Raw genomic sequence first — 23,597 nt, 5'->3', positions numbered from 1 at the left:
CGGAAAACCCGGTGCCGCCAGCAGAATCAAGCAGCCTTATCGCCTTCGGTAAGCTCCAATGGCATTGCCAATTCGCTTTTGTTCACCGTCGACTTGGCGATATTGGGCGTCTTGTTGCTGCGGTGTTTGAACTTGCCGTCTACATGACCGCCTTGCTCAATCGTCACATTCTCATAGGTGACATCACCACCGATGCGCGCGGTCGAGGCGATAGCGAGATCGCCGGCATCAATAGAGCCTTCGACCGAGCCTGACAGACTGGCGTTTTGAGCAACGATCGCGCCCTTTATTTTGCTCGTTGGTCCCTGGACCAATGACAAGCATTTGACGTCGCCGATCACTTCACCGTCAATATGCAGATCAACTTTCGATTCGATATTTCCGGTAATCAGAATACCGTCACCAATGACAGAAAAGCTTGATCCGGTGCTGCCGCTGTTTCTAGCCACGGTCTGGGCCTGACTCGACGCGTTGCGCTGCGGTGCGTTGCCTTGCGATGGCTTTGACTTTGAGAACATCTGTGTTCGCCTCCAAAAATGGCCGGGGGTTAATTGCTTTGCCGTTCAACCGCACCTCAAAGTGCAGATGCGTTCCGGTCGAGCGTCCCGTGCTTCCCATAGCCCCCAATTGCAACCCCTGTTCGATTTTTTGACCTGCGGTCACACCAATGCGCGATAGATGAGCATAGCGAGTCATCAATCCGTTACCATGCGTGATTTCCACAGTCTTGCCATAGCCCGATTTCCATCCCGCATGGGTCACTTCGCCGCCAGCCGCCGCCAGTATCGGTTGGCCGTGCGGGCCCTTAAAGTCCATGCCGCTGTGCATTGCGCCGCCGCCGGTGAATGGATCACGGCGATAGCCATAGCTGCTCGACAGCATTTCCGTGCTGGCCGGCATGCCGGATGGGATAGCGACCAATGTCCGCTCCAGGGCGTCCATCCTCTGAAGAGCTAGGTTCAGCCGCTCCAGTGTTGGATGAAGTTGTTGGCCTTGATCCTTGAAGAAAGGAATCAAGGGGCCGCCCATTGCATCCACCGAGTTTTTGGCGAGATTCTCAGGATTCAGGCCGAATTTGCGGATCGCTGCCGCAGCTTGTGCGGTGCGCTGATTGGCAGCCCTGGTCAAGCGCCGGGCAAAGGTAATCTGACGCGCTTCCAACTGAGCCAAATGCGCGGCTTCGGGGAAGGCAGTGCTAATTTTTCTTGTGTTTTCTGACAACTGCGCATCGTCTGGATCGCTTTGAGATGGATCTGCAACTTCGGATTGCTCCCCGATAAATTGCTCGGTGATCTGATCGAGCACATCTTGACGCTGCTCCAGATCTGCAGCGACGCCGCCAATCGATTCTTTGTAACTGGCAACACGGCTTTCGGTGCTGTTCACTTGGGCTTCTTTTGCGGCGAGAGCCATACGTTCGCCCGTGACTGTCAGTTGGTTGATCATCATTGCGAGTGTGATCAAAAGCCAGACTGTCAGCGCAACGGCGATGGAATATACCACGCGTTTCTGCAGCACAGCCGAAATGGTTAGAAACCGGACCTGTCCGTGCGATCGCATAAAAAATTCACGATCTGTAAACATATGGTCCAGCCGGGCTTTTAGCCCCTCTCTGGTTTTCTCTTTGTGCATGACCCGCCGTTGTTTTTTATCCCCAGCCACCCGCTAGCAGACGGCTTCCAGCGTAGCGAATCATCGAGCCGCGACTCGTGACGAGTCGAACCTATGGTGCGGTGAATTGCGATATTTATTGAATTTTAACCCAAATATTCCCGATTCGCTCGATATTCTGATCGTCTAGCGATAAAAATTTCTGGCCGGCGCTGTAGGAATATTTTGGGTTAAAATGCTGCACCCGCCATGCTAGCAGCCATCTATGAATGAACCTGCACAACTCATCGCCGATATGGGCCGAAAGGCGCGTGCCGCTTTCGCTAAGCTAACGGGGGTTAGCGATGCTCAAAAATCGGATGCCTTGGTTGCTGCTGCGCAAAATTTGCGAGCCGCTCAGTCATCTATTCTAGCGGCCAATCAGCGCGACATGGATGGCGCGCGTAGTCGCGAATTGAGCGATTCCATGCTCGATCGGCTGATGATCGATGAAGACCGGCTGGAAGCGATTGCCGCGGCCGTAGAAAATGTGGCCAAGCTCCCAGACCCCGTAGGCCAAATTATCGATCGCGGTGCGCGTCCCAATGGTTTGGTGATGGAGCGAGTCAGAGTGCCGCTGGGCGTTATCGGGATTATCTATGAAAGCCGGCCGAATGTTACCGCCGATGCGGCGGCTTTGACGCTGCGTTCGGGCAATGCCGTTATATTGCGCGGCGGATCCGAAGCGATTGAGAGTAACCGTGCGATTTTCGAAGCCATGTCTGCAGGGCTGGTGAAAGCGGGCCTTCCTGAAAATGCTATCCAACTGGTCCAGATCACAGACCGGGAGGCGGTCGGCGCGATGCTCAAAGCCAGCGGTCTGATCGACATCATCATTCCGCGGGGCGGCAAATCGCTGGTCAAGCGGGTGCAGGATGAGGCGCGCGTGCCGGTGCTCGCGCATCTTGATGGGGTTTGCCACAGTTTTATCGACAAGGACGCGGATCAGGCCAAGGCTATCGCCATTGCCGTAAATGCCAAGATGCGCCGGACCGGCATTTGCGGCGCAATGGAGACTTTGTTGATCGATCAAGACTATCCAGCGCCCGGACCTTTGTTGCGGGCGTTGATCGATGCTGGATGCGAAGTGCGCGGCGATGATGCGGTGCTGGAGTTGGACGAACGAATCGTCTCGGCGGATGATTCAGATTGGGGCACGGAATATCTCGCACCGATCGTGTCGGTCGCGATGGTGAACGGAGTTGATGAGGCGTTGGCTCATATTGCCGAACATGGCTCCCATCACACGGATGTGATCGTTACCGAAGATTTGCCGACAGCCGAAATATTCATCCAGCGCGCCGATAGCGCGATTGTCATGCACAATGCATCGAGCCAATTTGCCGATGGCGGGCAATTTGGGCTGGGAGCGGAAATCGGGATTTCCACTGGGCGATTGCATGCACGTGGTCCCGTGGCGCTGGAAGGGCTGACGACTTACAAATGGGTCGTGCGCGGCACCGGGCAGGTGCGGCCTTGATGGAATCATCCGTCGCCTTGGGTCAGAAACTACTGCTTATTGGCGGAACTTTAAGTTTGATAGCGAGCTTCTTGCACATCGGCGTGATTGTTGGCGGTCCTGATTGGTACCGGTTTTTCGGAGCCGGTGAGGATATGGCGCGCATGGCGGAAAAGGGCTTGGTTTACCCCGCCATTATCACATTGGGCATCGCATTATTGTTGGCCGTGTGGGCCTATTTCGCTTTTGCCGGCGCAGGACTGGGTTGGAAACCGCCACTTATGCGCACAGGTTTGATCGTAATCAGCGGGATTTATCTATTACGAGGATTGGCGTTGTTTCCACTGCTGGTTTTTGTACCGGATAAAGTGAACGGCTTTGCGGTTTGGAGTTCGATGATCGTTTTGGTCTATGGCCTGTTTTATGCCGTTGGTACGTGGAAAGCATGGTCCAGCCTGTCATGAAAACCACCGGCCTCCTTGGTGGATCGTTTAATCCGGCCCATGGAGCGCACCGTTCGGTCAGTCTCTTTGCGATTCAGGAACTGGAGCTGGACGAATTCTGGTGGTTGGTGTCACCGGGTAACCCGCTTAAAGAAGGGGCCAAGGATATGGCTCCACTCTCAGCGCGACTGGCCTCTGCGCAGAAAATGACTCGGCGCAGCCCAATCCAACCCACTGCTATCGAACAACAATTGGGCACTCGATACACATATAATACATTGCGAGCCTTGGTAGGGCGCTACCCCAAAAGGCAGTTTGTCTGGATCATGGGGGCGGATAATCTGGCCCAGTTTCACCGCTGGAAAGACTGGCGAAAAATTGCTCGGCTATTGCCGATTGCAGTTATTTCCAGACCCGGCTATGATGAGGATGCTTTTGCGGCTCCCGCAATGGCTTGGCTTCGGCGATTCGTCCACCCTGCAAGCCAGCGTGGTAACTGGACAAATTGGAGTACGCCAGCGCTGACTTTTTTGCGCTATCGTCCCGACCCCCGCTCGGCCACCGCAATCCGGATGGCCCGGCCCCAATGGCATCAGCAATATGATGATCGCTGCGTTCGTGACGCAGTGACCCATAAGTTGATTGGCCCAGAAGATTAGGATTTAAGTTGACGAAACCGAAGGTAAAAGCTCTGAAATCTGCTACTTCCAAGGAAGGAAAGGCTGAGTCGGACGCACTCCATGCGCTTGTCATGAAATCGCTTGATGATGATCAGGCGCAGGATGTCATTTCCATCCCGCTCGATGGAAAAAGCAATATCGCAGACCATATGGTGATCGCTGAAGGGCGTTCGACCAGACAGGTCGCGTCTATCGCGCAAAAGCTTGCCGAGCGTGTTAAACAGTCTGGTGGAACCGCGCGAATCGAAGGCCTTGCCAACGCCGATTGGGTTTTGATCGATGCCGGTGATGTTATCGTGCATCTGTTCCGGCCCGAAGTTCGTAGTTTCTACAATCTGGAACGGATGTGGGCGGTCGACGAAGAAGGCGACGCGGCGGACGCCGTCGAAGCCTGATTCAGCAGGGCGATGAGATTGCATATTGTCGCTCGCGGGAAAATCGGCCGCAGTCCGGAATCGGAAATTGTGGACCGGTATCTGAAACGTATCGGTTGGGACGTGAAGATCAGCGAGCTGCCCGATCAAGGCGGCAAGACACCCAAGCTTGACGGCGTCACAAAAATTGTCGCGATGGATGAAGCTGGTGAGAACTGGACGTCCAAGAAATTTGCGGATTTGCTCTCGGCGTGGCGTGATGATGGTGTGCGGGAGTCGCGTTTCCTGATCGGTGCTGCGGATGGTTTGAGCTTAGAAGAACGCTCTAGCGCCGATCATTTCTTTTCATTCGGCAAGGCCACATGGCCGCATATGATGGCGCGGGCGATGTTGGCTGAACAGCTATTCCGGGCAACATCGATCATTGCCGGCCATCCCTACCATAGGGAAGGGTGACGGCGATGCTGCGTACTGCAATCTTTATGATCGGTATCGCCGGTCTGGCGGCTGGTGGTTCAACCTTTATTTCTGCGCAGACCCCGGGCCCCAGCCTGTCCGAACAGCAACGCAGCTTGCTCTCGGCGCGCGAGCAGTCCGAGGAGGCTCGCCAGCGCAGCGAGGCCTTACGACGGCAAGCAGAAGCTGCTAGCAATGACGCCGACCGGATCGCGAGCGAAGCTGCGGCTCTTGCTGCGCGCATTCAGGCAGCAGAAGCCGATATCAAAGCGGCGCGCACACGAATTTCTATTGTCTCCAAACTTCAGCAGCGCCAGCGCGCGCGTCTGGCGGAAAAACAGGGGCCGATGATTCGCCTGACCGCTGCGCTTCAGATGATGACCCGCAAGCCGACCGCGCTCGCATTGGTGGAGCCGCGCTCGCTCGACGAGCTTATCTACATGCGCTCGATTCTCTCGGCGGTGATGCCGGAAATCGAGCGGCGCACCGCTAGTTTACGCGATGAAGTCAAGCAGGGCGAGCGGCTGCGGCTGCAATCCACTCGGGCCATTGCATCGTTGGATATGAGCCAGCGGCAACTGACCGAACGGCGACAGCAACTGGCTGGCCTGGAAGCCAGCGAGCGGGTGGACGCGGCTCAATTGTCCGACGATGCCGGTATAGAGCAAGAGCGGGCGCTCGCGTTGGGCGAAGAAGCGCGCGACATTCTGGATCTGATGGACCAGATTCGCGCAAGCGGCGCAGTCCGCGAAGCACTGGAGGCACTGGAAGGCCCCATCTTGCGACCCGGCCAGGGGAAAGATCAGGCCGTCAGCGCAGCCCGGCAGAACGAAGATGTTGCCAATGCTTATCGCTTGCCCGTCATTGGCGAAATCGTGACCGGCCTCGGTGAAATTTCCAATAGTGGTTATCGTTCGCGAGGCCTCACCATTGCGGTGGACTCTGGCGCGCAGATTGTTGCACCCGCTGCGGGGCGAATTGCCTATTCGGGGCGCTACCGTGGATATGGCAATATTTTGATCATTGAACATGATGCTGGTTGGACGAGTTTGATCACCAATATGGCCATGAGCAGCGTCAATGTTGGCGATGGGGTTGTGCAGGGTGCGCCGGTTGGCCGGTCGGGATCCGATGACCCCACGGTTACCATCGAACTGCGTCGCAATGGCCGACCGATTGATATTGCCGCGCTGATTGGCTGAAAACCAGCAAAATGATGGGAAAATAGCAGTTCGTCGAACGCTTCCGTCATTTTTGGTTAAGCTGCTTGGCTTTAGTAACCATTCCTGCCTATATTTGGCATAGATCTAGACATACAGGACAGCATTGATGAAAAAGCCCGTATTGCAAGCCGCCGCCCTTGTTTTGACCGTTGCGCTTCTGCCCGCAACGACCTCTGCAATTTCTGCCGTGGATGCCAATACCTATCGCGAGATGGAACAGTTCATGAGTGTCTTTGACCGGGTGCGGAATGACTATGTGGATCAGGTGGACGATGCCGATCTGATCAAAGGCGCCATAGAAGGCATGCTGGGCAGCCTCGATCCACACAGCAGCTTCCTTGATGTTCGCGACTTTGAGAATCTACGGACCCAGACCGATGGTAATTATGGGGGCTTGGGCCTCTCGGTTACGCTGGAAGACGGCGCTGTGAAAGTCATCGCCCCGTTCAAGGATACGCCTGCTGACAACGCTGGAGTCAAGGCGGGGGATTATATCACCCATATTGATGGAGAGCTGATCTACGGCGGCACGCTTGATGAAGCGGTTGAAGAAATGCGCGGCAAGCCCGGCGAACCGATCACCATCACAATCGTCCGCCCCGGTCGCGACAAACCGTTTGATCTTTCGATGAAACGGGCGATCATTGATCTCAAGCCAGTCACTTGGGAGATCAAGGACAAAATTGGCGTGATCAGCATCAACAGCTTCTCGAACGACACCGGTGCCGATGTTGCTGCAGCGATAACTGGTATCGATAAGTCGCTCGGCAAGAAGCCGCTCGGCTATGTCCTGGATATGCGATCCAATCCTGGCGGCTTGCTGGATGAAGCCGTGTCGGTTTCCGATGTGTTCCTTTCGCGCGGAGAAATCGTGTCGCAGCGCGGCCGTGAAAAATCGGATATCGAACGCTATTTTGCGAAGACTGGCGATTCTGCTGCCGGTTTGCCGGTCATTGTTTTGATTGATGCCGGTTCTGCTTCCGCTTCAGAAATTGTCGCTGGCGCCCTGCAGGATCACCATCGCGCTCTGGTCATGGGCGAACGCAGCTTCGGTAAGGGTTCGGTGCAGACATTGCTGCCCCTCTCCAATGATAGCGCGTTGCGCCTGACGACTGCGCGCTATTACACACCTTCAGGAAAGTCGGTGCAAGAGGGTGGAATTGAGCCCGATATCAACGTGCCGCAATTGTCCGATCCCGATTACAAGACCCGTCCGCGGTTCCGGGAATCGGATCTGCGTCGCCATTTGGTCAATGAAGTTAAATTGAAGGATGAAGTGCTCGAAGAGGATACGAAGGACGATCCGCGCTTTAGCCAGACCGCAGAAGAATTGAAGGAGCTGGGCATTGCCGATTTCCAACTCCACTATGCCCTTGAGACCATTGGTCGGCTTGGTCCGGACGGATTGAAAATCGCGATGAACAAGGCTGCGAAAAAGGCAGGCAAGAAAACTGTGGTTGCGAAAAACTAGGGTTTTCTGATGGCCCCCAATCGCAACGCATATTGGTTAGCCTTGCTGCTGCCCACCGCATTATATGGCGGTGCGCTGATCAGCCAATATGGTTTTGGCCTCTATCCCTGCGAAATGTGCATGTGGCAAAGATGGCCGCATATCGCAGCAATCATTCTTGCAGTGCTTGCCGTGATATTGCGAGCCAAAGCCTGGTCTTTTTTGTTGGTCATTGCTGCGGCGATTGCCGTGCTGGTTAGCGGGCTTATTGGAGGTTTTCACGCCGGCGTCGAATATGGCTGGTGGGAAGGCTTAACCGCTTGTGCGACCAACCTTCCGGCAGGTGGTGATATGCTCGATTCAATCATGAATGCGCCATTGGTGCGCTGCGATGTCGCGCCATGGAGTCTGTTTGGTATTTCGCTCGCTGGCTTCAATTTCCTCTTGTCAGTTGCTGGCGCCATACTCATCTTGGCTATGGTGGCGACCGGCCGGAAGGATGGCAATCATGGCTGAAACAAAATTGGGACAAGCAGACGTCGATATTGCGTCAATGATCCGGGTCAACCAGGCCGGCGAATATGGTGCGGCACAAATCTATAAGGGTCAGCTTGCGGTAATGGGTGATGATGCTCCGCACAGCAGCGCTATTCATCATATGGCAGAGCAGGAGCAACGGCATCTTGATGCTTTCGACCAGATGATAGCCGAACGCGGCGTGCGGCCTACAGCGCTGCAACCCTTCTGGAAAGTCGCGGGCTATGCGCTTGGCGCGACAACCGCTGCGCTGGGCCCTCGGGCCGCCATGGCATGTACCGCTGCGGTCGAAACCGAAATTGATCACCATTATCAAGAACAGTTGGATACGCTCGAATCCGAGAATGATCCCGAATTGACCCGTATGATTGCGGAGTTTCGGGAAGAAGAATTGGAGCATAAAGAAACAGCAATTGCTGCAGGCGCCGAGGACACACCGGGCTATCCCGTTTTGAGTGCTGCGATCAGACTGGGTTGCAGATTCGCGATCGGATTGTCCAAACGGATCTAGGCAGCCCCGGCGGCTTCAGCACCTGTTCAGGACGGCGGGTACAAAGGATATGATATGATACAGAAATTTCTATTTTCCGCCGCTGCCATTTCGGGTGCGGTCATGTTGGTGTCACCTGCTCTGGCACAAGATCAGGCCGGCGATCGGGTCAATCAATTGGTTATCTATGGCGATGACCCCTGTCCGCAGAGCAGCGAAGAAGAGATCGTCGTTTGTGCGCGCAAAGATGAGGACGAGCGTTACCGCATTCCAGAAACCTTGCGAGGCGGTAGTTTGGGCGATGCCAAGAATCAAGCCTGGTCGGAAAGGGTCCGATCATACGAATATGTCGGCGCGGCGGGTACCAATAGCTGTTCTCCGACCGGACCGGGCGGTTTTACCGGATGTACACAGGCATTGTTGAAGCAGGCTTATGCGGAGAAAGGCGTGGATGACACGGTCAACTGGGGACAGTTGATCGAAGAAGAGCGTCAGAAACGCCTGGCCCGGATCGATGCTGATTCTGATGCCGTTGAAGAGCGGTTGTTGGAAATCGAAGCACAGCGTGAGGCGCGTAATGCCGCAGCGCAAGCCGCTCGCGAACGGCTCGAAGCCCAGGACGCAGAAGCTTTGAAAGCGACAAATGACCTGGCTGTGCCGCCGGGAGCGGAAGATTCGCCAGGCCCTGAAGGCTAGTTGGCCTTAGTGGTTTCAATCCAACGGTTCACCTGCGCTTCGAGCATATCGAGCGGCACGGCGCCTTGCCCCAGAACGACATCGTGAAAGTCGCGCAGGTCAAATTTGTTGCCGAGTTCGCTTGTTGCTTTGGCGCGTAGCTCGCGGATTTTCAGTTCACCCATTTTATAGGCCAAAGCCTGCCCGGGCCAGCTGATATAACGATTCACTTCTGCTTCTATATTGGCGGTGCTGAGCGCAGTATTGTCGGTCATGAAGTCAATCGCCTGCTGTTTGCTCCAGCCTTTGCTGTGAATGCCTGTGTCGACCACCAACCGGCAGGCTCGCCACATTTCATAGGATAGGCGACCCATATTCTTGGCCGGCGTATCGTAGAGATCCATTTCAATGCCCAGTCGCTCTGAATAGAGCCCCCAGCCTTCGACAAAGGCTGTGAAAAACGCGCCATGCTTGCGAAAATCCGGCATGTCGAGCTCTTGTTGTAGAGCGATCTGCATATGGTGGCCGGGGACCGCTTCATGCACGCTCAGGGCTGGAATTTCCCAAAACGGGCGCTGATCCAGTTTGGATGTGTTGACGTAATAGAAACCCGCGATGCCCACATCCGGTGACCCCGGATTATAATATGCGGTGGTAGTGCCTTCCGCTGTCTCTGCTGGGATCTTCTTAATACCATAAGGCAAGCGCGCCAGCTTTCCGATGATCGAAGGCATTTTGCCGTCGATGATTTTGGTCACCCGTGCGACTTTTTCCATCAATTCTTCCGGCGTTTTGGCGTAATATTTTGGATCGGTGCGGAGATGCTCGATAAAAGCCTCGCGCGTATCATAGCCGGCCTCTTTGGCGACCTCGACCATTTCAGCCCGAATCCGCGCGACTTCGCTGACGCCGATATTGTGAATTTCATCGGCTGACTTTTCCGTCGTCGTCATCTGCCGGATACGGAAATCATAATATTCGGCGCCGCCGGGTTGCGCCGAGACGCCCGGTGCCTTGGCGCAATTCGGAGCATAGTCCTTTGTGTACCAATTATAGTGCTTTTGCAGGGCTGGATTGATCAGCGCGCTAATGGTTGCCAGTGCGCTGCCTGCTAGGCCCTCGAAAACTTCAGGGTCCATGCCGTCAGGAACTTTGCGTTTGAACGGTTCGAAAAAACGAGATTCGCGCGGATCTTCGGTGATCAGGCCGGAGATGCTGGTTTCATAACCGACCATGGAAACGCAGGGTTGAACATAGCCGCCTGCGAGCGCTTCATTTGCCACGGCAATGGATTGATCATTGACCTTGGCATATTGCTTCAGTCGATTGACATAAGTTTTGTAATCCTGGGCATTACGGAATGGCAGATTGTTCTGCATACTGGCAAAATTCTGATGCCAGCCGCCACGGTTGGTGAAATTGATGGTGCGCTGACCATAGCCATTCGCTTCGATTTGCTCGACAAGAGACCGCCGCAATATACCAAAGTTGGTCTTGTCATCCTCGCTCAGACTATTGATGTCGAGAGCATTGAGTTGTGCGAGCCAGGTCTTTGCTTTTGCGACGCGGCCCTCTTCTGCCTCAAGGCTGGCATCGCTGACCCTGCCGGTCGGATCGTCGACTCCGAGAGAGGATGCAAATTCTGGAAATTGTTCCAGTTGATAGGCCCAATAGCTATCGATGATATTGTGGAGTTCGGTTGCATTTTGGCTGTTATCGGACTGCGCAAGGACTGGCACATTGATCAACATTGCCAGTGGTGCCAGCATGGCTAAATGTGTTCTGCGCATCATATTTTCTCCCAGAGTATCCCGATAATAACTTTGGCAACTATCGTGAATGATCGGTAGCTTTAGTCAAGTCTGATTTTGCTGGGCGAATAGCGCGTTGCGCAAATTCAGTGCATTGTGAAAGGGAATCGCCGCGATGGTAAGCGGGGTCATTGATGAACCACCCGCAATGCCAATGGTGACCGTTGCCAGATCCAGCGGGTGGTCAAATGGGGTCTGGCTGATATCAACGGTTTGAACCTTGGGGAGTGGCAGGATGGTGAGCTTACGACGCCACCAACCGGACCGGACATATAATTGACTGTCGGTCAGCGCATATTGGTGATGACGCCAGTTTAAGAATTGGATCCAGCTGACCGGGATGGCCAGAAGGATGATGGCGTAAAGGCCGATGTGCACGAAGAGCCCGTTGCCCACCGCGACCGCCGTCAACAATAGCCAAATAAGAATTGCCCCGCGCCACCAGAAAGCAGGATCGACACTCTGAAATGCGAGATCGGGGGAAGTTTGATCGATGGTGCACTCATCGAGGATCGGGTCGATTTCTGACAGCCGAGCGCAAGGGGCTGCGCTATGGTCGGTTTCGCCGCTGGCATCTCCTGCCAGTGATGTGAATTTTAGATGATACCAACCGAAGCGCTCGCGAACGGGACCGGTCTGCAGGATTGCGGCTTGCACCCGATGGATCGGCATCACCATGTCGGTGAGCGTGAACAGGCCCCGCCGCCGCCGAAACCCCGGTTGCCCGGTATCTACTTGATCGAGACGGAAGTTATATTCCCGCACAAACGTCCTGACAATGCCGCTGACGAAGCCCACCGTGATTAGCGATAGAATGGCCGCCAGCGCCCCGAGAAACCGGATTCCAGAACCAAAAGTATCGATTGTTTCCTGCTCAGGCAAAGCGTCGATCCAGGTTCGGGGATCGAAGAAACCATCGGGCAGCAGGAAGTCGAAATTCTGCGCTAGGGCGCCAAGCACAGCTAGCAAAACAAAGGAAAAATTAAACAATCCGGCAATGAAGATACGGCGGTTGTCCATTGCGAATAAAGGAGGCGAACCCTCTATTGTCCTTTCGGCATCGACAAGGGCAGGGTCCTCTTGCAACCCGGCTTTATAGTCACGGATCGTATCGCGCAGCCGCTCTGCGTCCGTCCGTGCGAGCGCATCCAATTGCCCATCTTCACCGCCACCGGAACCGGTTTCCAATGCGACCGTCGCAAGGCCAAGCAAGCGACTCAGCAGCTTCTGCTCCAGGCTGACATCCTGAATCCGGTCGAAGGGGATGGAGCGGTTGTTGCGATTGAGCAGGCCGCTTTTGATACGGATTTCGCGGGCTGTAACTTGGTAGGTAAAGCGTGACCAGATCAGGGCTGTCACCCCCACAACCAGAGAAATCAGGGCCGATGCGGCAAGCAGTGTATGTGCAACATTCTGATCAAACAGACTGAAATGCAAGACAGCAATCGCGATGAGATTCCGGCCCAGCATGGTGACGGATTTCAGGATGATGCTGAGCGGGTGCAGTCGTCGGAAGGGTGCTTCCTCTAGCGGTGCTGTGCTTTCTGTGTCTTCGGTCATATCATGTCTTGGCGGATATGGCCTTTGATGGTCTCGCGCATATCCTCGGCCTCTGCCGTGGCGAGGCCGGGCAGGGTGACGATGCTGTTGTGGGTTCCGGCCGTGTGGACAATCAATGTCGAGAGGTCGAACCAACGCTGCACCGGGCCCTGGGCGACATCTATATGCTGGATCCGGTTGAAGGGTACGATTGTGTCCGTGCGCCAGAGAAAGCCGCGGAGCACCCGCAATTGTTCGTCGCCCATGTCATAGCCCCAGCGGCGATAGATGCGGTTGGGCAGGACGAAGACCAGCAAAACGGTGAAAAATATGGCAGGGGCGAGGATCATTCCGGGCTGCACTTCATGATGCAGATAGAGCAGGGTTTCGGCGACCGAAGCCAATATCAGCAGTATCAGCGCGCGCAGAATCATATGGATCCGGATCAAGCTTTTCTGCGGCGGGTGGAGCGGCGTCAGGCCCTGATTATAGCTTTGGGACAGAGCGGATTCCAGTGCATCAAACGGATCGGGACTGGAAGGATTGGAAGCATGTTCGGACATAGGCTAGCTATGGCGAAACTGTGTTATCAAGGCAAGACAGATCCGGCGGCGCTAACGGCGACCAACATTTCCATCAGTGGTTGCAAATGTTGGAGGCGAATCCAGCCTATCGCGCCAATGCGGTCTCGGCTTGCTCGGTCAGCGACTTGATAATATCGGCCACGGATTCTTCCGTCTTGACCATGCCGACCGACTGTCCGGCCATGACACTGCCATGTTCAATATCGCCATCAATGACCGCTTTTCTTAACGCTCCTGCCCAAAAATGTTCAATTTGTAGCTGTGCTTCACCCATTTCGATTGCGCCGGAGTCGAGTAATTTGGCGACCTCGATCTGCTTGCGGGTGAATTCTTCCGTGCCCTTGTTCTTAAGCGCGCGCACTGGGATGACCGGCAGCCGGGGATCGACCTGGACGCTGGTGATCGCGTCACGGGCATTTCCGCGGATGAAGGCTTTCTTGAAATCGGGATGAGCGATTGATTCATGGGCGCAGACAAAACGAGTGCCGAGCTGGACACCGCTGGCTCCCATTTCGAGATAGGCGGCGATCATTTCGCCCGTGCCAATGCCGCCGGCAACAAAGACCGGGAGCTGGTCGGCGATCTGCGGCAATATTTCTTGCGCCAGAACCGACGTCGAAACCGGACCGATATGGCCACCGGCTTCCATGCCTTCGATAACAATCGCATCGACGCCGGACCGGATGAATTTCTTGGCAAGCGCCATGGCCGGGGCAAAGCAAATGACTTTTGCGCCGGTTTCCTTGATCGCCTCCAGACTGCCTTTGGGTGGGAGGCCGCCAGCCAGCACAACATGGCTGACCTCATGCTTCCCACAGACAGCAATCAACGCCATAAGGTCGGGATGCATCGTGATCAGATTGACACCAAAGGGCTTGTCTGTGCGCTTCTTGGTCTCCGCAATTTCGGTGTCGAGTAGGTCCGGCGTCATCGCGCCGCAGGCAATCACGCCAAAGCCGCCGGCGTTGGAAATCGCGCTGACCAGATTGCGTTCCGATACCCAGGACATCGCCCCGCACATGATCGCGGTCTCGCAGCCAAGAAAATCGGTGCCGCGTTGCATGAGAGTGGCTAATGTGGAATTGGTCATTTTAGAATGCCTTAATAAGAGACCAGGCTTCATCTAGCGAAGCTGGATTGAAACAAGTTAGTTCGTTTGTACCGAAGAAAGGCCTCAGACCGGAATGCATTCCCGGTTGACCGGAAGAAGCAGGGTTTCCCGAAACATCGAAACCAAACTGCCGGATGTCATGATTGACTGAATTGGCGAAGGAAGTGAGGCTTCCCGTTTCGACCCAGATGTGAAGTTTCTCAGTATCCACCTGAATTACGAACGAGGGTTGTCCATTCAAGGATATCCGCGCGAGCTTAGTATTGGTTTCTAGATCAATATCAAAAACACGCCTGCCTTGGGCCAATGCTAACGCGCCATCAATGTCAGGAATTCTGTTCAAGCCGCATCCTCTGCGTCCAGACCATAAGCGGTGTGCAGAACGCGCAAGGCCAGTTCGGTATAATCTTCCTCGATCAGCACACTGACCTTGATCTCCGATGTGGTGATCGCCTGAATGTTCACGCCGCGATCGGCCAGCGCTTTGAACATGGTCGAGGCAACGCCAGCATGGCTCTTCATGCCGACGCCGACAACCGATATTTTCGCGACATTGGTGTCGGGGATCAAACGGTTGAAACCGATTTTCTCCTGCGCGCCTTCCAAGACTTGCATGGCGCGGTCGAGATCCACGCTGGGTACAGTGAAGGTCACATCGGTTTCGCCTTTTTCGCGACCGACGTTCTGAATGATCATGTCGACGTTGATGGCGGCTTCGGCCAGCGGTTCAAAAATATCGGCAACCGCGCCCGGCTTGTCGGGCACGCGGGTCAGCGTGATTTTTGCTTCATTCTTGTCATGGGCGATGCCGGTGATCAGCTTCCGTTCCATATCTTCTATCTCCATTTCGTCTTCGCTGACGATCATCGTGCCGGGCAGGTCGTCGGCGGTAAAGTTGGTGCTTTCATCGGTGAAAGAAGAGAGCACTTGAATGCGCACACCCTCTTTCATCGCCAGACCCACCGAGCGAGTCTGCAAGACCTTTGCGCCAACGCTGGCCAGTTCGAGCATCTCCTCAAACGTGACCTTTTTCAGTTTCCGCGCCCGCGTCACAATGCGCGGATCGGTGGTATAGACGCCGTCCACATCGGTATAGATATCGCAGCGATCTGCCTTGACCGCTGCGGCAATCGCAACGGCGCTGGTATCGGACCCGCCGCGTCCCAACGTCGTAATCCGGCCTTCGTCGCTAATGCCCTGAAAGCCAGGAATGATCGCGATTTCGCCGCTTGCCATCGATGCAGACAGTTTCTCGGCATCGATCGTTTGGATCCGCGCCTTGCTATGGGCTTCGATGGTGCGGACGGGCATTTGCCAGCCGAGCCAGCTGCGCGCCTTGGCGCCAAGCGACTGCAGCGCGATCGCCAGCAGGCCGGACGTCACTTGCTCGCCGGAGGATACGACCACATCATATTCGGCCGGGTCATAAAGTGAGCTGGCTTCCCGGCAGAAATTCACCAGCCGGTCCGTGTCGCCCGCCATGGCAGAGACCACCACAGCCACTTCATGGCCGGCATCGGCCTGTTGTTTCACAATCTGCGCAACCCGGCGGATGCGTTCGATTCCGGCCATTGAAGTGCCGCCAAATTTCATCACTATGCGTGCCATGCTGCTGTCGGTAAAACTTTCGATAAAAAGGGCCTGAACAGGATTGAAAAGCCTGATAAAGAGGGGGCATGACAAAGGCAAGTAGCAGCACGATCAACCCGGAAGAAGCAGCCCATTTTGGCGCACTGGCAGCGGACTGGTGGGACCCCAAGGGGTCGTCCGCCATGCTGCACAAGCTGAATCCGGTTCGGCTCGGCTATATTCGGGATGCGATCAACCAGCATTTTCATTGCAAGAGCAGCCAGTTTAGGCCGCTTACCGGGAAAAAAGCGCTTGATGTCGGCTGCGGCGCCGGGCTGCTGTGCGAGCCACTGGCTCGGCTGGGCGCCCGCGTAACGGGCCTGGATGCTGCGCCCGAGAATATTGCCGTGGCCAAGGCGCACGCCGAACCGCAACGGCTGGATATTGATTATCGCAACGAAGCGGTGGAGGATTTTGGCGACACAGGTTTTGATCTGGTGACGTCGCTGGAAGTGCTGGAACATGTCGACGACCCGCAAGCCTTCGTTGATGGCCTGGCAGGGTGTTTGGCGGATGATGGTCTGATGATCATGTCGACGCCCAATCGCACGGCCCTATCCAAGATTCTGCTGGTCGATCTGGCTGAACGGACCGGTCAAATCCCGCGCGGCACGCATCATCATGATCAATTTGTCACACCCGAAGAGCTGGAGCTTCTGTTGAACGCTGCCGGCCTGAAGGTTCTGGACACGACCGGCATATCTTATGGTCCGGCCAACGGCTTTTCTTTGTCCGATAATCTCGCGCTCAACTATCTGATGACGGTCGTCAAAGCCTGATGGCCAGGGTCCGGCCTTATGCGTTGCCGGACAAACAGGCCTGTCTCTCTGCCTTTGACAGCAATGTCCCCAAATTTTTCGATTCTACGGAACGATTAGACTTTGAGGGTTTTCTGGATGATCCCGACGGGGAATATTTTTCTCTCGAGCAAGATGGCAAGGTGATCGGTTGCGGCGGCTATTCCAGGGAAGATCGCGGGCAGGCGCGCTTCACCTGGGGGATGGTGAGCAACCGCCATCACGGCGAAGGTCTGGGGCGTTTGCTCGCCGAGCATAGACTGCAGGCGATCGATGATGCCGGAGATTATGCCGAAGTAGAATTGTTCACCACGCCAATTGTTGCGCCGTTTTTCGTCAAATTGGGTTTTGCGGTCCGGCAGGTCGAGAGAGACGGCTTTGCACCTGGTATGGACAAGGTGCAGATGATCAAAGCGCTTTAACGGCCGTTGTTCGAGATCCCGGGTCGCGTCCGGGATTGATGGTTTGGGATGCTATCGCAATCCGTCGCGCGTCAAAAATCGACTTTTTCATAATGGGCCGGCGGTGTGATCACTTCCATGCGCTCGGATAGCAAGGGCCGGAAGGAAGGCCGTGATTTGAACATCTGATACCAGGCTTTGGTCTGTTCATGCCCGGCCCAGTCGATTGCGCCGAGATAATCCGCCACAGAAATCTGTGCCGCGGCGGCAAGGTCAGCGAGGCTCATCGTAGCGCCCGCCAGCCAGCTGCGGTGGTCGATCAGATAGTCGATATAGTCGAGATGGACGTTGGCGCGGCGCATAGCTTCGCGCAAGACTTTGGCATCGGGCGGTTCGCGCCGAACGAGTCTTTTGTGCATGCGTTCGTGGAGCATGGGCGCGGTGACATCCCCGTAAAATTGTTCGTCAAACCAGGAGACGAGTCGCCGGATCTCTGCCCGGTTTACCGCCGTGCCATTGATCATCGGGACTTTTTCGACCGTTTCTTCAATATATTCACAAATGGCGACGCTATCGACCAGATGTATATCGCGCTCGCTATGTTTCATCACCGGCGTCCGTCCGGTCGGGTTCATCGACAAAAATTCGTCGCGCTGTTCCCATGGCGATTCGCGGATCAACTCATAGCCGACCGATTTCTCGCCCAGCAGCAAGCGGACCTTGCGGGAAAAAGGACAAAGAGGAAATTGATACAACTGCCACATGGCGATGGTGTTAGTCGCGAATAGGCTTTTGTGGAAGAGCTTTGATGCACGATGGTCGCATTGCGATGCGCTTTGGTCGTTGCAGTCTTATTGTGTCTCTTCCATCCGGCGCTTCATCCTCTCGCCGATGGTTTTTAGCTGGGGTATCAGAGCGCCGAATTCCGAAGCCATAATCCCTAGCATCGCGGTGCCCTGACGCATCTTTTCTTCGGTGTTGCGTTCAAAATTAGGATCATCGCGGCGCGCCAGATCGCCTAAGGTTGCATCAGGGTCGATCGAAGAAAAACCGTCACCACGGCGCATGTCTTTGGGGATGGCTTTGTCCATAGCGCCAGCAAATTGGCCAATGGGAAGGTCCATCATTGCCACCATGAAGCCCGACATAACCGACACCATATTGTCCTGAAACGCGGGGTCATTGAGCTTTTGAATGACCTGGCTATCCGGTTGCTGATCCTCCGCAAGAGCCGGATTGGCCAAGACCAAAGCGGCGGCGAAAATGGGCAAACTGATATAACGCATGAGCGGTTCTCCTTTAGAGGATTGTCTATGCTCTTGGGATAGACCATTCGCTCTGAGTCGATGCTGAACCAGCAAGCCCGCTAGGTAAACAATTGTAACCGAGAGAAAATTCAGCCCGGCTTATATATTGCCAACCGGTTGCCAGCCGGATCAAGACATTCAAAGCGCTGTCCGCCGGGATAAGCAAATATTTCGTGTACGATTTTCCCGCCTGCGGCTTTGACCTGTGCGAGGGAGGCTTCCAGGTCATCCGTTTGAAAGGTTGGCATGGGGGCAATCGGTTCGGGACCTGCGGCCAGTCCTATGTCTACCGGTCCGCCCTCGACCGCGGCATATTCCGGCCCATAGTCGGTGAAAGCAAACCCAAAAGCCTGTTCGTAAAATGCCTTGCTAGCGGGCAGGTCGCTGGCTTTCATTTCAAGATAATTGGGGGTGACTGTGGGCATGGTTGGTTTCCTTTGGAATAAGCGTCGCTCACTCAGCCGCTTCAACGGCCTCTTTGTCCGATAGCGGATGTTCGATCCGGTCGACCATCTCTTTCGGGCAGACCTGCCAGAAACGATCCCGCCAGCGGTCCCAGTCGCGCAATATGGTCTCCGACCATTTGCTGTCCGTGGTCTGGCTATGCCGTTGGATCAGGGACAGGAGATGACCCTCCCAATAAGCGCTGTCGAGCCGCTGCCAGATGATGCTCTCGCCATTGGCCTGTTTTTCGAAATTGTCTTCGGTGTCGAGGATGAAGGCCATGCCGCCGGTCATACCCGCGCCGAAATTGCTGCCCACCGGACCCAGGATAACGGCATTGCCGCCGGTCATATATTCGCAGCCATTGGCGCCGCAGCCTTCGACCACAACATCCGCTCCGCTGTTGCGCACGGCGAAACGCTCGCCGGCCTGTCCGGCAGCGTAAAGCTGTCCGGCGGTTGCGCCATAGAGCACGGTGTTGCCGATGATCGTATTGTCCTGGCTGATCAGCGGGGAGCTGACCATCGGGCGGACCACAATCTTGCCGCCGCACAGGCCTTTTCCCACATAATCATTGGAATCGCCGAACACTTCCAGTGTGATACCCTGACAGAGGAACGCGCCGAGCGACTGGCCGGCGGACCCGCGCAGGCGGATATGGACATGGTCTTCGTTCAAACTGCTCATGCCATATTTTTCGGTGACTTCGGCGGAGAAGCGCGTGCCAACGGCGCGATGCGTGTTGCGGACCGTATAGGTGAGCTGCATTTTTTCCCGCCGGTCGAATACCGGTTTGGCATCCTTGATCATTTCCGCGTCCAGACTGTCGGGCACCTCATTGCGCGGAGTGTCGAGATTGAAGCTGCGTTCGCTGTCCTTCGCGTCGACCTTGGCGAGGATCGGGTTGAGATCCAGATCATCCAGATGTTCTGCCCCGCGGCTGACTTGCCGCAGCAACTCCGTGCGCCCGATAATATCGGTGAGTGATCGATAGCCCAAGCGCGCCAATATCTCGCGCACTTCCTCGGCCATATAGGTCATCAGATTGATCACTTTTTCCGGCGTGCCGGTGAATTTTTCGCGCAGGCTTTCATCCTGCACGCAGACGCCGACCGGACAGGTGTTGCTATGGCATTGGCGGACCATGATGCAGCCCATCGCGACCAGACTGAGCGTGCCGATACCGAATTCCTCGGCACCGAGAATGGCGGCGATGACAATGTCGCGGCCTGTCTTCAGTCCGCCATCGGTGCGCAGCTTCACCCGGTGTCGCAGGCCGTTGAGGGTGAGCACCTGATTGGCTTCGGTCAGACCCATTTCCCAAGGCGTGCCGGCAAATTTGATCGAGGTTTGCGGCGAGGCCCCGGTGCCGCCGGTATTGCCGGAGATCAGGATGACATCGGCATGGGCTTTGGCCACGCCCGCTGCAATCGTGCCGATACCGGCCGAGGACACCAGCTTCACACAGACCTGCGCGCGTGGATTGATCTGCTTCAGGTCGTAGATCAGCTGGGCGAGGTCTTCGATCGAGTAGATATCATGATGCGGCGGTGGCGAGATGAGCGTGACGCCGGGCGTCGAATGCCGCAGCTTGGCGATAAATTCGGTGACCTTGAAGCCCGGAAGCTGACCGCCTTCGCCGGGTTTGGCACCCTGGGCGACCTTGATTTCAATTTCTTCGCAGGCCCCGAGATATTCCGATGTCACGCCAAAGCGGCCGGAGGCCACCTGCTTGATCGGGCTGGAGGCATTGTCGCCATTTTCAAACGGTGTGTAGCGTCGCTTTTCCTCGCCGCCTTCGCCGGAGACCGATTTGGCGCCAATGCGGTTCATGGCGATCGCCAGGGTCTCATGCGCTTCGGGGCTCAAGGCGCCGAGCGACATGCCCGGCGTGTTGAATCGCTTGCGCACTTCGGTGATCGCTTCGACCTGGTCGATTGGCAAAGGCTCTTTCGCGTAGTTGAACTCCAAAAGATCGCGGAGATAGATCGGCTCCATTTCGCGCACGGTTTGCGAGAATTGGAGATAAGTAGAATAGCTGTCTTGTGCGACCGCGGATTGCAGGAGATGCATGAGATGGGCGCCATAGGCATGGGCTTCGCCGCCATCGCGCTGTTTGTAGAAACCGCCGACCGGCAGGCGCACGATGGCTGGCTCGAAGGCGGCCTCATGCTTTTCCTGCGCGTTGATGAAGAGCGACGCATAGCCTTCGCCGGATATCTTGGTCGGCATGCCCGGGAAGAGATCGTTGCACAAAGCGCGCGACAGGCCGACCGCTTCGAAATTATAGCCGCCACGATAGCTGGAAATGACCGCAATGCCCATTTTCGACATGATCTTGAGCAAGCCTTCGTCGACCGCTTTTTTGTGCCGAGCGAGACAGGCGTCGAGGGTCATTCCGTCAAACAGTCCGCGGATATGGCGGTCGGCAATGGCGGCTTCCGACATATAGGCGTTGACCGTGGTCGCACCGACGCCAATCAATACGGCATAGCAGTGGGTGTCGAGACATTCGCCTGCCCGAACGTTGACCGAGGCATAAGAGCGCAGTCCTTTGCGAACGAGATGCGTGTGCACCGCCGCCGTCGCAATCACCATCGGGATCGCCAGCCGGTCTTCGTCTATATCTTCGTCGGTAAGGAAAATTTCGGTCTTGCCGGCGCGCACCGCCTGCTCTGCTTCTGTCCGGATCCGGGCCAGCGCATCGCGCAATTCTATGGCATTTCCCGTGGTGCTCATGGTGCAGTCGATCTCGGCCACGGCTTGACCAAAGCCCAGCTTCAAACGTTCCCAAAGAGCACAGCTGAGCACCGGACTGTCGAGCACCAGAACATCCTCATTCTGGCTGTCCTGTTCTAATATATTGGCCAGATTGGAAAAGCGCGTGCGCAAGCTCATGACATGGCGTTCGCGCAAACTGTCAATCGGTGGATTGGTGACTTGCGAAAAATTCTGCCGGAAGAAATGACTGACCTGGCGCGGTTTCAGGCTGATCACCGCGAGCGGCGTATCATCACCCATTGAGCCAATGGCTTCCTTGGCATCCTCGACCATCGGCGCGAGGATCATTTCCATGTCCTCGAGCGTGTGGCCGGCTGCGGTTTGGCGCCGGATCAATTCTTCCTTGGAAAAGCCCATGCCTGACATTGCGGGTGCGGGCGGCAGATCGTCGACGGTCTGGAACCCCTTGACCAGATCGGCATAGGGCTCCTCGGCGGCGATCCGGTCCTTCAATTCGCGGTCCTTGAACATCATGCCTTCATCGAGATCCACCGCGATCATCTGACCGGGGCCAAGACGGCCTTTTTCTATGACCTGACTTTCAGGAACCACGACCATGCCGGACTCCGAACCGATGATCAGCAGATTGTCGGTTGTGAGCGAATAGCGCAGTGGACGCAGAGCGTTGCGGTCGACTCCGGCGACGGCCCAATGACCATCGGTCATCGCCAGCGCGGCTGGGCCATCCCAGGGTTCCATCACGCTGGCCATATATTCATACATGGCCTGATGAGCCGGATCGATGTCCGGGTCATTTTGCCAGGCTTGCGGCACCAGCATGATTTTTGCGGTCGGCGCGTCTCGGCCGGAACGGCAAATGGTTTCAAACACGGCATCCAGAGCCGCAGTGTCAGAGGAACCGGCGGGGATGACCGGCTTGATATCTTCGCCATGGTCTTCAAAAGCGAGGCTCGCCATCTTGATCTCGTGGCTCTTCATCCAGTTTTTATTGCCGCGGATCGTGTTGATTTCACCATTGTGGGCCAGACAGCGGAATGGCTGGGCCAGCCACCATTGAGGGAAAGTGTTGGTGGAATAGCGCTGATGGAAAATCGCGACTCGGCTTTCAAAGCGATCATCGGTCAGGTCTGGATAGAAGACCGACAATGATTCCGCGAGAAACAGCCCTTTGTAGATGATCGACTGACAGGACAGGCTGCAGATATAGAAATCCTGAATCTGCGCAGCGATGACCTTCTTCTCGATCCGGCGGCGAATGAGATAGAGATTCTTTTCAAATTCACGGGCATCCTGTTTGTCCGGCATCGGTCCGGCAATCATGATCTGCTCGATCTCGGGTCGCGTATTCTGGGCCTTCTGGCCGATCACAGAAACATCAACCGGCACCTGACGCCAACCATAGATTGTGTAGCCCGATTCAATGATTTCTGCCTCGACAATGGTGCGGCAAGATTCCTGCGCGTTCAGATCGGTGCGCGGTAGAAATATCATACCCACAGCCAACCGGTTCGGGCGGACCTTGTGGCCGCTGTCGGCAATCGCATCGTCAAAGAAACGAGCGGGTAAGTCGACGTGCAAGCCGGCCCCATCCCCTGTCATCCCATCGGCATCCACCGCGCCCCGATGCCAAACCGCCTTCAGCGCATCGATGGCCGAAGATACAACCCGCCGGGACGGCTTGCCATCCGTCGCCGCTACCAGACCGACGCCGCAGGCATCGCTTTCGAAATCAGGCCGGTACATGCCTTCACGCGCAAGGCGTTCATGCTGGGGGGTTGGGTATTGGTGGGTCATA

Annotated in this window: 24 protein-coding genes; 12 read left to right on the top strand and 12 right to left on the bottom strand. The window is 55.9% G+C overall.

The window, feature by feature from the left end:
• Positions 1 to 26: 26 nt before the first annotated feature.
• Positions 27 to 449 carry a polymer-forming cytoskeletal protein gene (locus ABJV08_RS01895; protein ID WP_348039066.1) on the bottom strand — a complete coding sequence of 141 codons (423 nt, stop codon included), beginning with the start codon at positions 447 to 449 and terminating at the stop codon, positions 27 to 29.
• Complete coding sequence (locus tag ABJV08_RS01890) at positions 442 to 1,632, bottom strand: M23 family metallopeptidase (RefSeq protein WP_348039067.1); 1,191 nt, start codon at positions 1,630 to 1,632, stop codon at positions 442 to 444. The genes ABJV08_RS01895 and ABJV08_RS01890 overlap by 8 nt, the downstream gene beginning before the upstream one ends.
• A 244-nt stretch (positions 1,633 to 1,876) precedes the next feature.
• Between ABJV08_RS01890 and ABJV08_RS01885 the strand changes: the two genes are divergently transcribed.
• The 10 genes from ABJV08_RS01885 to ABJV08_RS01840 all read left to right on the top strand — a co-directional run bounded on the left by ABJV08_RS01885 (position 1,877) and on the right by ABJV08_RS01840 (position 9,458).
• Entirely contained in the window at positions 1,877 to 3,130 is a 1,254-nt protein-coding gene (locus ABJV08_RS01885; RefSeq protein WP_348039068.1) for a glutamate-5-semialdehyde dehydrogenase, read from the top strand.
• Positions 3,130 to 3,573: a hypothetical protein gene (locus tag ABJV08_RS01880; RefSeq protein ID WP_348039069.1), complete on the top strand. Its 444-nt coding sequence runs from the start codon at positions 3,130 to 3,132 to the stop codon at positions 3,571 to 3,573. The genes ABJV08_RS01885 and ABJV08_RS01880 overlap by 1 nt, the downstream gene beginning before the upstream one ends.
• Entirely contained in the window at positions 3,570 to 4,211 is a 642-nt protein-coding gene (locus ABJV08_RS01875) for a nicotinate-nucleotide adenylyltransferase (protein ID WP_348039312.1), read from the top strand. The genes ABJV08_RS01880 and ABJV08_RS01875 overlap by 4 nt, the downstream gene beginning before the upstream one ends.
• Before the next feature lie 92 nt (positions 4,212 to 4,303).
• Entirely contained in the window at positions 4,304 to 4,627 is a 324-nt protein-coding gene (gene rsfS, locus ABJV08_RS01870; protein WP_348039313.1) for a ribosome silencing factor, read from the top strand.
• A gap of 12 nt (positions 4,628 to 4,639) precedes the next feature.
• The gene (locus tag ABJV08_RS01865; protein ID WP_348039070.1) at positions 4,640 to 5,062 is read left to right on the top strand and encodes a 23S rRNA (pseudouridine(1915)-N(3))-methyltransferase RlmH; all 423 of its coding nucleotides are present in this window, start codon (positions 4,640 to 4,642) and stop codon (positions 5,060 to 5,062) included.
• A 5-nt stretch (positions 5,063 to 5,067) separates the two neighbouring features.
• Positions 5,068 to 6,264, top strand: a complete 1,197-nt coding sequence (locus tag ABJV08_RS01860) for a peptidoglycan DD-metalloendopeptidase family protein (protein WP_348039071.1) — start codon at positions 5,068 to 5,070, stop codon at positions 6,262 to 6,264.
• A gap of 127 nt (positions 6,265 to 6,391) precedes the next feature.
• Positions 6,392 to 7,756 (top strand): S41 family peptidase, encoded by a 1,365-nt coding sequence (locus tag ABJV08_RS01855; RefSeq protein WP_348039072.1) that lies wholly within the window; start codon positions 6,392 to 6,394, stop codon positions 7,754 to 7,756.
• 9 nt (positions 7,757 to 7,765) lie between these two features.
• Entirely contained in the window at positions 7,766 to 8,251 is a 486-nt protein-coding gene (locus ABJV08_RS01850) for a disulfide bond formation protein B (protein WP_348039073.1), read from the top strand.
• On the top strand, positions 8,235 to 8,783 hold the full coding sequence (locus ABJV08_RS01845) for a demethoxyubiquinone hydroxylase family protein (protein ID WP_348039074.1): 549 nt from the start codon (positions 8,235 to 8,237) through the stop codon (positions 8,781 to 8,783). The genes ABJV08_RS01850 and ABJV08_RS01845 overlap by 17 nt, the downstream gene beginning before the upstream one ends.
• 54 nt (positions 8,784 to 8,837) lie before the next feature.
• Positions 8,838 to 9,458 (top strand): hypothetical protein, encoded by a 621-nt coding sequence (locus tag ABJV08_RS01840; RefSeq protein WP_348039075.1) that lies wholly within the window; start codon positions 8,838 to 8,840, stop codon positions 9,456 to 9,458.
• Here ABJV08_RS01840 and ABJV08_RS01835 read toward each other — a convergent pair.
• From ABJV08_RS01835 to ABJV08_RS01810, 6 genes are all read right to left on the bottom strand, one after another.
• A complete protein-coding gene (locus ABJV08_RS01835) occupies positions 9,455 to 11,230 on the bottom strand; it encodes a DUF885 domain-containing protein (RefSeq protein ID WP_348039076.1) in 1,776 nt (591 codons plus the stop codon). The genes ABJV08_RS01840 and ABJV08_RS01835 overlap by 4 nt on opposite strands.
• A gap of 63 nt (positions 11,231 to 11,293) precedes the next feature.
• Positions 11,294 to 12,808, bottom strand: coding sequence for a PH domain-containing protein (locus ABJV08_RS01830; RefSeq protein WP_348039077.1), 1,515 nt, complete (start codon positions 12,806 to 12,808; stop codon positions 11,294 to 11,296).
• On the bottom strand, positions 12,805 to 13,350 hold the full coding sequence (locus ABJV08_RS01825) for a PH domain-containing protein (RefSeq protein ID WP_348039078.1): 546 nt from the start codon (positions 13,348 to 13,350) through the stop codon (positions 12,805 to 12,807). Before ABJV08_RS01825 ends, ABJV08_RS01830 begins: the two co-directional genes overlap by 4 nt.
• Before the next feature lie 106 nt (positions 13,351 to 13,456).
• Complete coding sequence (locus ABJV08_RS01820) at positions 13,457 to 14,461, bottom strand: nitronate monooxygenase (RefSeq protein WP_348039079.1); 1,005 nt, start codon at positions 14,459 to 14,461, stop codon at positions 13,457 to 13,459.
• Between the two features lies 1 nt (position 14,462).
• Positions 14,463 to 14,825, bottom strand: a complete 363-nt coding sequence (locus ABJV08_RS01815; protein WP_348039080.1) for a hypothetical protein — start codon at positions 14,823 to 14,825, stop codon at positions 14,463 to 14,465.
• On the bottom strand, positions 14,822 to 16,090 hold the full coding sequence (locus ABJV08_RS01810; protein WP_348039081.1) for an aspartate kinase: 1,269 nt from the start codon (positions 16,088 to 16,090) through the stop codon (positions 14,822 to 14,824). The genes ABJV08_RS01815 and ABJV08_RS01810 overlap by 4 nt, the downstream gene beginning before the upstream one ends.
• Positions 16,091 to 16,158: 68 nt before the next feature.
• On the opposite strand from ABJV08_RS01810, the gene ubiG reads away from it, so the two are divergent.
• Positions 16,159 to 16,890 carry a bifunctional 2-polyprenyl-6-hydroxyphenol methylase/3-demethylubiquinol 3-O-methyltransferase UbiG gene (gene ubiG, locus ABJV08_RS01805; RefSeq protein WP_348039082.1) on the top strand — a complete coding sequence of 244 codons (732 nt, stop codon included), beginning with the start codon at positions 16,159 to 16,161 and terminating at the stop codon, positions 16,888 to 16,890.
• Entirely contained in the window at positions 16,890 to 17,330 is a 441-nt protein-coding gene (locus ABJV08_RS01800; protein WP_348039083.1) for a GNAT family N-acetyltransferase, read from the top strand. The genes ubiG and ABJV08_RS01800 overlap by 1 nt, the downstream gene beginning before the upstream one ends.
• A gap of 71 nt (positions 17,331 to 17,401) precedes the next feature.
• Here the strand turns inward: ABJV08_RS01800 and ABJV08_RS01795 are convergent, their stop codons facing one another.
• The 4 genes from ABJV08_RS01795 to gltB all read right to left on the bottom strand — a co-directional run bounded on the left by ABJV08_RS01795 (position 17,402) and on the right by gltB (position 23,596).
• Positions 17,402 to 18,073 (bottom strand): glutathione S-transferase family protein, encoded by a 672-nt coding sequence (locus tag ABJV08_RS01795; RefSeq protein WP_348039084.1) that lies wholly within the window; start codon positions 18,071 to 18,073, stop codon positions 17,402 to 17,404.
• Between the two features lie 87 nt (positions 18,074 to 18,160).
• Positions 18,161 to 18,595 (bottom strand): hypothetical protein, encoded by a 435-nt coding sequence (locus tag ABJV08_RS01790; RefSeq protein ID WP_348039085.1) that lies wholly within the window; start codon positions 18,593 to 18,595, stop codon positions 18,161 to 18,163.
• A gap of 110 nt (positions 18,596 to 18,705) precedes the next feature.
• Positions 18,706 to 19,041, bottom strand: a complete 336-nt coding sequence (locus ABJV08_RS01785; RefSeq protein ID WP_348039086.1) for a VOC family protein — start codon at positions 19,039 to 19,041, stop codon at positions 18,706 to 18,708.
• A 28-nt stretch (positions 19,042 to 19,069) separates the two neighbouring features.
• The gene (gene gltB, locus ABJV08_RS01780; RefSeq protein WP_348039087.1) at positions 19,070 to 23,596 is read right to left on the bottom strand and encodes a glutamate synthase large subunit; all 4,527 of its coding nucleotides are present in this window, start codon (positions 23,594 to 23,596) and stop codon (positions 19,070 to 19,072) included.
• Position 23,597: the final 1 nt, after the last annotated feature.

Origin of the sequence: Parasphingorhabdus sp., from assembly GCF_039982395.1 — a bacterium.
In the GTDB taxonomy this organism is placed as follows: domain Bacteria; phylum Pseudomonadota; class Alphaproteobacteria; order Sphingomonadales; family Sphingomonadaceae; genus Parasphingorhabdus.
Note: the sequence above shows the minus strand (reverse complement) of the source record. Positions and strands in the feature narration are given on the sequence as shown.

Coding starts and splice junctions, on each gene's coding strand:
- gltB (WP_348039087.1), bottom strand. CDS start 23,596: ATGACCCACCAATACCCAACCCCCCAGCATGAACGCCTTGCGCGTGAA.
- ABJV08_RS01840 (WP_348039075.1), top strand. CDS start 8,838: ATGATACAGAAATTTCTATTTTCCGCCGCTGCCATTTCGGGTGCGGTC.
- ABJV08_RS01790 (WP_348039085.1), bottom strand. CDS start 18,595: ATGCGTTATATCAGTTTGCCCATTTTCGCCGCCGCTTTGGTCTTGGCC.
- ABJV08_RS01800 (WP_348039083.1), top strand. CDS start 16,890: ATGGCCAGGGTCCGGCCTTATGCGTTGCCGGACAAACAGGCCTGTCTC.
- ABJV08_RS01820 (WP_348039079.1), bottom strand. CDS start 14,461: ATGACCAATTCCACATTAGCCACTCTCATGCAACGCGGCACCGATTTT.
- rsfS (WP_348039313.1), top strand. CDS start 4,304: ATGAAATCGCTTGATGATGATCAGGCGCAGGATGTCATTTCCATCCCG.
- ABJV08_RS01795 (WP_348039084.1), bottom strand. CDS start 18,073: ATGTGGCAGTTGTATCAATTTCCTCTTTGTCCTTTTTCCCGCAAGGTC.
- ABJV08_RS01835 (WP_348039076.1), bottom strand. CDS start 11,230: ATGATGCGCAGAACACATTTAGCCATGCTGGCACCACTGGCAATGTTG.
- ABJV08_RS01860 (WP_348039071.1), top strand. CDS start 5,068: ATGCTGCGTACTGCAATCTTTATGATCGGTATCGCCGGTCTGGCGGCT.
- ubiG (WP_348039082.1), top strand. CDS start 16,159: ATGACAAAGGCAAGTAGCAGCACGATCAACCCGGAAGAAGCAGCCCAT.
- ABJV08_RS01890 (WP_348039067.1), bottom strand. CDS start 1,632: ATGCACAAAGAGAAAACCAGAGAGGGGCTAAAAGCCCGGCTGGACCAT.
- ABJV08_RS01785 (WP_348039086.1), bottom strand. CDS start 19,041: ATGCCCACAGTCACCCCCAATTATCTTGAAATGAAAGCCAGCGACCTG.
- ABJV08_RS01850 (WP_348039073.1), top strand. CDS start 7,766: ATGGCCCCCAATCGCAACGCATATTGGTTAGCCTTGCTGCTGCCCACC.
- ABJV08_RS01865 (WP_348039070.1), top strand. CDS start 4,640: ATGAGATTGCATATTGTCGCTCGCGGGAAAATCGGCCGCAGTCCGGAA.
- ABJV08_RS01845 (WP_348039074.1), top strand. CDS start 8,235: ATGGCAATCATGGCTGAAACAAAATTGGGACAAGCAGACGTCGATATT.
- ABJV08_RS01830 (WP_348039077.1), bottom strand. CDS start 12,808: ATGACCGAAGACACAGAAAGCACAGCACCGCTAGAGGAAGCACCCTTC.
- ABJV08_RS01855 (WP_348039072.1), top strand. CDS start 6,392: ATGAAAAAGCCCGTATTGCAAGCCGCCGCCCTTGTTTTGACCGTTGCG.
- ABJV08_RS01810 (WP_348039081.1), bottom strand. CDS start 16,090: ATGGCACGCATAGTGATGAAATTTGGCGGCACTTCAATGGCCGGAATC.
- ABJV08_RS01880 (WP_348039069.1), top strand. CDS start 3,130: ATGGAATCATCCGTCGCCTTGGGTCAGAAACTACTGCTTATTGGCGGA.
- ABJV08_RS01825 (WP_348039078.1), bottom strand. CDS start 13,350: ATGTCCGAACATGCTTCCAATCCTTCCAGTCCCGATCCGTTTGATGCA.
- ABJV08_RS01875 (WP_348039312.1), top strand. CDS start 3,570: ATGAAAACCACCGGCCTCCTTGGTGGATCGTTTAATCCGGCCCATGGA.
- ABJV08_RS01885 (WP_348039068.1), top strand. CDS start 1,877: ATGAATGAACCTGCACAACTCATCGCCGATATGGGCCGAAAGGCGCGT.